The organism is Mesorhizobium sp. M7A.F.Ca.CA.002.15.2.1 (assembly GCF_003998715.1).
Taxonomy (GTDB): Bacteria; Pseudomonadota; Alphaproteobacteria; order Rhizobiales; family Rhizobiaceae; genus Mesorhizobium; species Mesorhizobium ciceri.
The window spans coordinates 1-6,848 of the sequence record NZ_RZPI01000274.1; the positions used below are offsets into that span (position 1 = coordinate 1).

Here is a 6,848-nt window from a genome sequence, read left to right on the forward strand (position 1 = left end):
GAGCAACAGTCGACCGCAGCGCCTGGAAGACGGCTGCAAAACCGAGAATGCCGACCGCCGCCGCTGTCGCCATCGCATAGACGGCGCGCGGGTTGATGCCGGTCATCGCCGCCGCCTCGACATCGGCCGACGCGGCGCGGAGCGCGCGACCGAAGCGCGTGCGCTTCAGCGTCAGGTCGAGGCCTCCTGTCAGGCCCGTGGCAACGGCCAGCACGATCAGCGGCAGGAGACCGACATAGATGCCGCCGATCTCGATGGACTGGCTCTCGATCCCATGGCCGGGCAGCGATCGGCTGTTCGCGGACCATATCTGGAGCATCAGGTTCTGCAGCGCGATCGACAGTCCGAAGGTCGCGATCAGCGAGGGCAGCGGATCGCTGCCCACCACGCGGTTCAGCACGGCCTTCTGCAGCACCCAGCCCATCAGCACCGCGAGCGGCACCAGCACGATCAGCACCGGCAGCGGTCCCAGACCCCAAGCCGTGGCGATCGAGATGCCGATCAGCGACAAAAGGATCACCAGATCGCCATGGCTGATGTTGACGATCCGCATGACGCCGAACATCAGCGCCATGCCGAGTGCATACTGGGCATACATGCCGCCCAGCAGGACCCCCTGCACCAAGGCGTCAAACCACTCCATGGCCCGCTCCAAAATAGGCTTTGCCGATCTGCTCGCGCGTGATTTCGGCGGACCTGCCGGTCAGGGTCACGCGGCCCTCCAGCATGCAGTAGAGGCGGTCCGTGGCGGTCCGGGCGAGGCCGACATCCTGCTCGACCACGATCATCGCCGTGCCGGTGGCGCGGATTTCGGGCAAGGCGGCATAGATTTCGCGGATCACCTTGGGCGCGAGACCAAGGCTGATCTCATCGCAGAGCAGCACGCGCGGCTGGCAGAGCAGCGCGCGGCCGATCGCCACCATCTGCTGCTGCCCGCCCGAGAGGCTTTGCACCTGGGTGCGAGCCTTCTCCTTGAGGATCGGGAACAGCTGGTGCAGACGCGGCAGCGTCCATCCGCCCTTGGCGCCCATGCGCGCGGCCTGGTCGATGGCGACGCGCAGATTGTCCTCGACCGACATGCCGGTGAAGAGGCGGCGGCCCTCCGGCACGATGGCGACGCCCTTCTGCACCATGCGGTCGGTGGCGGTGCCGCCGACCGGCTCACCGTGCAGCAGCACCATCTCGCGCCCGACCGGAAGCAGGCCCATGATCGAACGCAGGAGGGTGGATTTTCCGGCCCCGTTGGCGCCGATCAAGGCCACGGCCTCACCCTGGTGCAGCTCGATGTCGACGCCGTAGAGCGCCTGGAAGTCGCCATAGCGGGCCAACAGCCCGTGGGTGGAAAGAACGGCCGTCATCCCTCGATCCCCATGTAGACGCGCTGGACCTCAGGCAGCGCGATCACGTCGGCGGGCACGCCTTCCGCGATCTTCTCGCCGAAATTCAGAACCAAGAGCCGGTCGGCTACCGCCAGCAATGCGTGCAGCACATGCTCGATCCACACGATGGTGATGCCGCGGTCGCGGATGCGGCGCACCAGCGCCACCAGCGCCTTCGATTCATCGTCGGTCAGCCCGCCCGCGATCTCGTCCAGCAGCAGCAGCTTCGGATCCGACGCCAGCGCGCGCGCCAGCTCCAGCCGCTTGCGGTCGAGCAGAGTGAGAGCGCCGGCCGAGACATTGGCCTTGTCGGAGAGTTCGCACTCGCGCAGGACCTGGGCGCAGAAAGCATAGCTCTGCTTCTCGGACCGGCCGCCGCCGAAAGCGGCGGCGACCAGCAGGTTTTCGAAGGTGGTCATGCCGGAATAGGGACGCGGGATCTGATAGGTCCGCCCGATCCCCATCTGGCAGCGCCGGAAGGGCGGCTCGCCGCGGAGTGCGGTGTCGCCGAGCTGGATCTCGCCGCCGGACGTCTTCAAGTCGCCGCTGATCATGTTGAACAGCGTCGTTTTGCCCGCCCCATTCGGGCCGAGGATGCCCAGCACCTCGCCCCGATGCACGTCGAAAGTCACGTCATGCAGGACGCGGACAGCGCCGAAGGACTTCGACACCCCGTGCGCTTTCAGCAGGATTTCCCTACCCATGACTCTGCCCGCGTCCCCGCTCATGTCACCAGGCGATCGGCTGAATAGCCTGTTGCGGCGCGAAGAGCTGATTGACCGTGTTGTCGACGATCTTCAGGTCATAAGGCCATTTCTCGCCCTTCACCCACTGGCCGCCGAAGATCGGCGTCTTGCAGATGTTCTTGTGGGGCGAGCCGTCGAACTTGATATGACCGACCAGCGTCTGCAGATCGGTAGCGACCAGGGCGTCTCGGTTGGCTGTGCGATCGAGCGGATTGGAAGAGCGCTTCAGGATGTCGAGCGCGACCTCGAGCAAGGCATGCGAATAGCCCAGCGGCTGCGTCCACTGCCGCTTCGAATCGACTTCCCATTGGCTGGCGATGTCGCTGCTGACCTGCCCGGTCAGCGACGACTTGAACGGGAACGCCGGTGTCCACCAGACCTCCGAGGACATGCCGTTGCCTAGAGGACCCATGGCCTCGACACCCCCCGGGAACAGGAGTGCCGCCGCCACCGTGACCGCCTTCGGCTTGAAGCCCTGCTGGTTGCACTGGGTGACGAAGGTCTTCAGATCGTCCGGATAGGTAATGCCGCCGATGATCTCGCAGCCCTGCTTCTTGAACTCGGCGATCTGTGCGGAAAAATCATTGGTGCGGGGCTGGAAATAGCCGGGCACCACGACCTCGTAGCCGGCCTTGCGGGTCGGCGCTGGCAAGCCATATTCGTCGTTGCCCCAGGTCTCGCCGTCGATGTTCTGCGGAAACAGCATGCCGACCTTCTTGTTGGTCTCCAGATGGCTCCAGAGTCCGACGAAGGTGTTCAGCGCCTCGTCGAGGCCCCAGAAGAAATGATAGGTCCAGCCGAAGGTCTGCTTGCCGCCGCCGCGCGGCATGATCACCGCTTGCCAGGGAGCACCGGAGGAAATGCAGGGGGTCTCATAAAGCTCGGCCTGCTCGGCCGCGGGCAGGATCGTGTCGGTGGTCGAGGCCGGTACGAGCAGATGCACCTCGTCGTTCAGGATGAGGTTGCCGGCGATTTCCGATGCCTTGTTCGGATTGGACTGGCTGTCGCGATCGAGGATCTCGATCTCGTAAGTATTGCCGTCGGCACATTGCAGCTGGCCGCCGAGCAGGGCGCGGATTTTCTGCAAGGTGTAGCCATCCGTTTCACCAAACAGGGCGAGCGGCCCGGTCGTGGGGCTGAGATAGCCGAGCTTGATCTTCCCCGCCGTCGCGGCGCGCAGATAGGTCGGCATGCCCAGCGTGCTGGCGGCAACGCCGGCTCCAATCCCCTTCAGGACGCTTCGGCGGCTGGGCCGCAAGCCCGATTTCACCAGTTTGTTGTAGTAGGTCATTGTCGGTTCCTCCCTGGGTTAAGTTTCTCCGGCCCACGGGACCGGTCTCAGTTCAAAGCTTGTTCAGGTCATCCTCAGCAGCGAGCCGCCATCGATGACGATCAGCGAGCCCGTCACGTAGGACGCGGCCGGCGACGCCAGATAGAGCGCCAGGCCCTTGATCTCTTCAGGGTCACCGATCCGGCCGATGAGCGACTGGGCCTCGAAGGCCTTGCGGTCCGCCGGATTGCGCAGCCGGCCGCCGGCGATGTTGGTGATGAACGGCCCGGGCAGGATTGCGTTGATGCGGATGTTGTAGGCGCCGAGCTCCATCGCCATGTGGCGAACGAGATGGTTCACCGCGGCCTTGGCGGGCATGTAGGGTGTACCCACGATGCTCTCGTTGATCAGCGAGGCGATGGACGACGTGACGATGATCTGGCCGCCGCCATTCGGCTTCATGTGCCGCACGGCATGCTTGATCGTGGTGTAGACCGAGGTCAGGTTTATCTCGATCACCTTGTCCCAGTGCTCGTCGGGCAGGTTCTCGATGGCGCCCTCGGGGTTCCTTTCGCCCGTCGGGGTGTTGAAGCCCGGCCCGGCGTCGATCCCGGCATTGGCGAACACGACGTCGATCGAGCCGGCCTTCTCGGCCACCTTGTCGAAGGCGGCCGCCATGGCCGCACGGTCGCCGACATCGACGACCTGGCCCCAGACATCGCCACCCGCCGCCCTGATCGCCGCCACGGTCTTCTCCAGCCCGGCAGGGTTCAGGTCGAAGATGCAGACCTTCGCCCCGTGCTCGGCCATGATCTCGGAATAGGCCTGCCCGATGCCGCTGGCGCCGCCGGTGACGATCACCGACTTGCCTCTGACATCGAACATCTTCTCAAGTGCGGCCATCAGTTTCCTCCCTTGCGCGACAGCACGAAATCGAACTCCACGTCGTAGAACGGCGCCGCGACCTCGACCCTGGCCGCGGCTTCGGCGTCCTCGACCTTGCGGAATTCGGCGAGCAGGCTTTTCTTCACGCCGAAGACGGCATCTGAATCGATGTACGGATCGTCCGGATCGAAGATGTGCGTGGTCAGCGCGTCGAAGCCCTCGGCCTCGACGATGTAGTGGAGATGCGCCGGACGATTGGGGTGGCGGCCTAGCGCGCCCAGCAGCCTGCCGACCGGACCGTCATCCGGGATCGGGTAGTATTTGGGCTTCACGCCGCGGAACCAGTAACGTCCGTCCGCACCGGTGCGGAACACCCCGCGCAGATTGAAGTCGGGCTGGATGCCCTTCTGCTGCACGTCGTAGAAACCCTCGTCATTGGCCTGCCAGACGTCGATCTTGGCGCCTGCGATCGGGTTACCCTCGGTATTGAGGATGCGGCCATGCACGAACATCGGCTCGCCCTTCTGGTCGAGGCAGATGTTCGATCCCATTGGCAATTCGGGCGCGTCGGCGACGTGGAAAGGCCCCAGCACCGTGGATTCCGAGGCACCCGACGGCTTGCGGTTGTTGATCGCATCGACCAGCATCGAGACGCCGAGAACATCCGACAGCAGGATGTACTCCTGCCGCCATTCGTTGCAGATCTGGCCCGTCTGCGTCAGGAACATGATCGCGCCGAACCATTCCTCCTGCGTCGGCTCGATCTCCTTCACCGCCTCGTGCAGCTTTCGGGTGATGACCTCCATCACCTCTTTGAGCCGCTCGTCTTTGGCGTTCCTGTTGCGCGCCACGACGACCTCGGCCGAGTTCGCCTCGGTGAAATAGCCGGATTCGTGTTCGTCAATCATGCGATCCTCCTCAGCGCGCCAGAACGGATTTGAAGACCCGGCGCAGTTCGGCCGCCGGATCGGCCGCGAGCGTTTCGGAACGCCAGGCGACGTGGTGGTCGGGACGGACGATCAGGCAGCCGGTGTCGCGGATCTCCCGCGCGCCGGCCCAGTCGCCGGCATGATCCTCGATCGTGCGGCGCGGGCCGATCACATGGCTGCGGATCGGCAGACCGAGCTCCGCGCCCACCGTCTCCGCCGCGGCGACCCACGCCTCGCCGCCAATACCGGTCAAAAGCGTGAACTCGCCATGCCCGCAAAGATCGAGCGTCGAGACCTTCCTGCCCGAGCGCTCGAACACCCAGACATGCGGCAAGCGCGCGCCCGGCCACGTCGTTGGCGCATAGTGCAGCTCGCGATCCTTCTCGAATGCCGGCTCGCGCTGGCCGTCGGTCACCACCGCGCCGGACGCATAGCGCTGGTTCATCTCGACGCCATGGGCGTCGAACTCGTACTTCTTGAAGGCGATAGCCTTGCGGAGCGCCTCGCGCTGCGCTTCGGCCGCGGGCGTCGCGTCGGCGCGGGCCTCCATGTTCCTCTGGATCTTGTCGTGATCGACGCCGCCATCCATGCCGAGCGCCTCGAAGATCGGTCCGAATTCGGCAATGGACTGGTTCGCCCGCGTCACGATCTGGCGCGCGATCGGTGCGCGCTCGGCAGAGTAGCTATCCAGAAGCCCGATGCCCGCCTGCCCCTTGACGACCTTGGCAAGCTTCCAGGCGAGATTGAACCCATCCTGGATCGATGTGTTCGAGCCGAGCCCGTTCGAGGGCGGATGCCGGTGCGCGGCGTCGCCCATGATGAACACCCGCCCCTTCTGCATGTGCGTGGCGAAGCAGTTGTTCACCGTCCAGGTGTTGGCGCCCAGGAGCTCGATCTCGAGCGCGGAATCTCCGACCAATTGACGCGCGACCTCGGTGGCCAGTTCCGGCGTTACCTCCGGCGGCGGCTGGTTGATGTCGTAGCCCCAGACGATCAGCCACTCATCCCACGGCCGCACCATGCGAACCAGACCCATGCCGATGCCGCCGACGTCGGCGCCGGGCTGCATGACCCAGTAGAGGACGCTCGGCCGGTGCGCGACGTATTTCGACAGATCGGCCCTGAACAGGATGTTCATCGAGCCGCCGACGCCCATCTTACCGTCGAGCGGCAGGCCCAGATGCTCGGCCACCAGCGAGTTGCCGCCGTCGGCGCCGACGAGGAACTTCGACCGCACGGTGAAATCCTTACCCGACAGCCGATCGCGGCAGGTCGTGGTCACGCCGTCCGCATCCTGGACATGGCTGACATATTCCGTGCTCATGCGTGCCTGCGTCCCGCGGGTGCAGGCCGACTTGAACAGGATCGGCTCCATGAAGGTCTGGGGCAAATCGTTCATGAAACAGGGAGACGACAGCAGATGTTCGGCCTTGGAGAGCGGCGCTGTACCCCAGCTCTTCATGCGGCCGATCTCCTCGCCGGCCAGGCTTTCGCAGAACACGTTCTCGCCCATCAGTTCCTGCGGCGAGGCGTGCATCATGGCCTCTGCCTCGACATCCGGACCGAGGTCGCGCAGCACTTCCATGGTGCGCTGGTTGGTGATGTGGGCACGCGGCGTGTTCGACAACCAGCGATAGCG

Annotated in this window: 7 protein-coding genes; all 7 read right to left on the reverse strand. The window is 65.0% G+C overall.

Going from position 1 to position 6,848, the window contains the following annotated elements:
- Positions 1-643: branched-chain amino acid ABC transporter permease (locus ENZ74_RS16705; protein WP_164761057.1), on the reverse strand; the 643-nt coding region annotated here is incomplete at its 3' end.
- Complete coding sequence (locus ENZ74_RS16710; protein WP_013533086.1) at positions 630-1,358, reverse strand: ABC transporter ATP-binding protein; 729 nt, start codon at positions 1,356-1,358, stop codon at positions 630-632. The genes ENZ74_RS16705 and ENZ74_RS16710, both read right to left, overlap by 14 nt.
- Complete coding sequence (locus ENZ74_RS16715; protein ID WP_063167505.1) at positions 1,355-2,083, reverse strand: ABC transporter ATP-binding protein; 729 nt, start codon at positions 2,081-2,083, stop codon at positions 1,355-1,357. The genes ENZ74_RS16710 and ENZ74_RS16715 overlap by 4 nt, the downstream gene beginning before the upstream one ends.
- A 25-nt stretch (positions 2,084-2,108) precedes the next feature.
- Positions 2,109-3,416, reverse strand: coding sequence for an ABC transporter substrate-binding protein (locus tag ENZ74_RS16720; protein ID WP_063167504.1), 1,308 nt, complete (start codon positions 3,414-3,416; stop codon positions 2,109-2,111).
- A gap of 63 nt (positions 3,417-3,479) precedes the next feature.
- Complete coding sequence (locus ENZ74_RS16725; protein WP_013533089.1) at positions 3,480-4,298, reverse strand: SDR family NAD(P)-dependent oxidoreductase; 819 nt, start codon at positions 4,296-4,298, stop codon at positions 3,480-3,482.
- Positions 4,298-5,188: an intradiol ring-cleavage dioxygenase gene (locus ENZ74_RS16730; protein ID WP_063167503.1), complete on the reverse strand. Its 891-nt coding sequence runs from the start codon at positions 5,186-5,188 to the stop codon at positions 4,298-4,300. The genes ENZ74_RS16725 and ENZ74_RS16730 overlap by 1 nt, the downstream gene beginning before the upstream one ends.
- Positions 5,189-5,198: 10 nt before the next feature.
- Positions 5,199-6,848 (reverse strand): FAD-dependent monooxygenase (locus tag ENZ74_RS16735; RefSeq protein WP_127312874.1); only part of this gene is annotated, 1,650 nt, incomplete at its 5' end.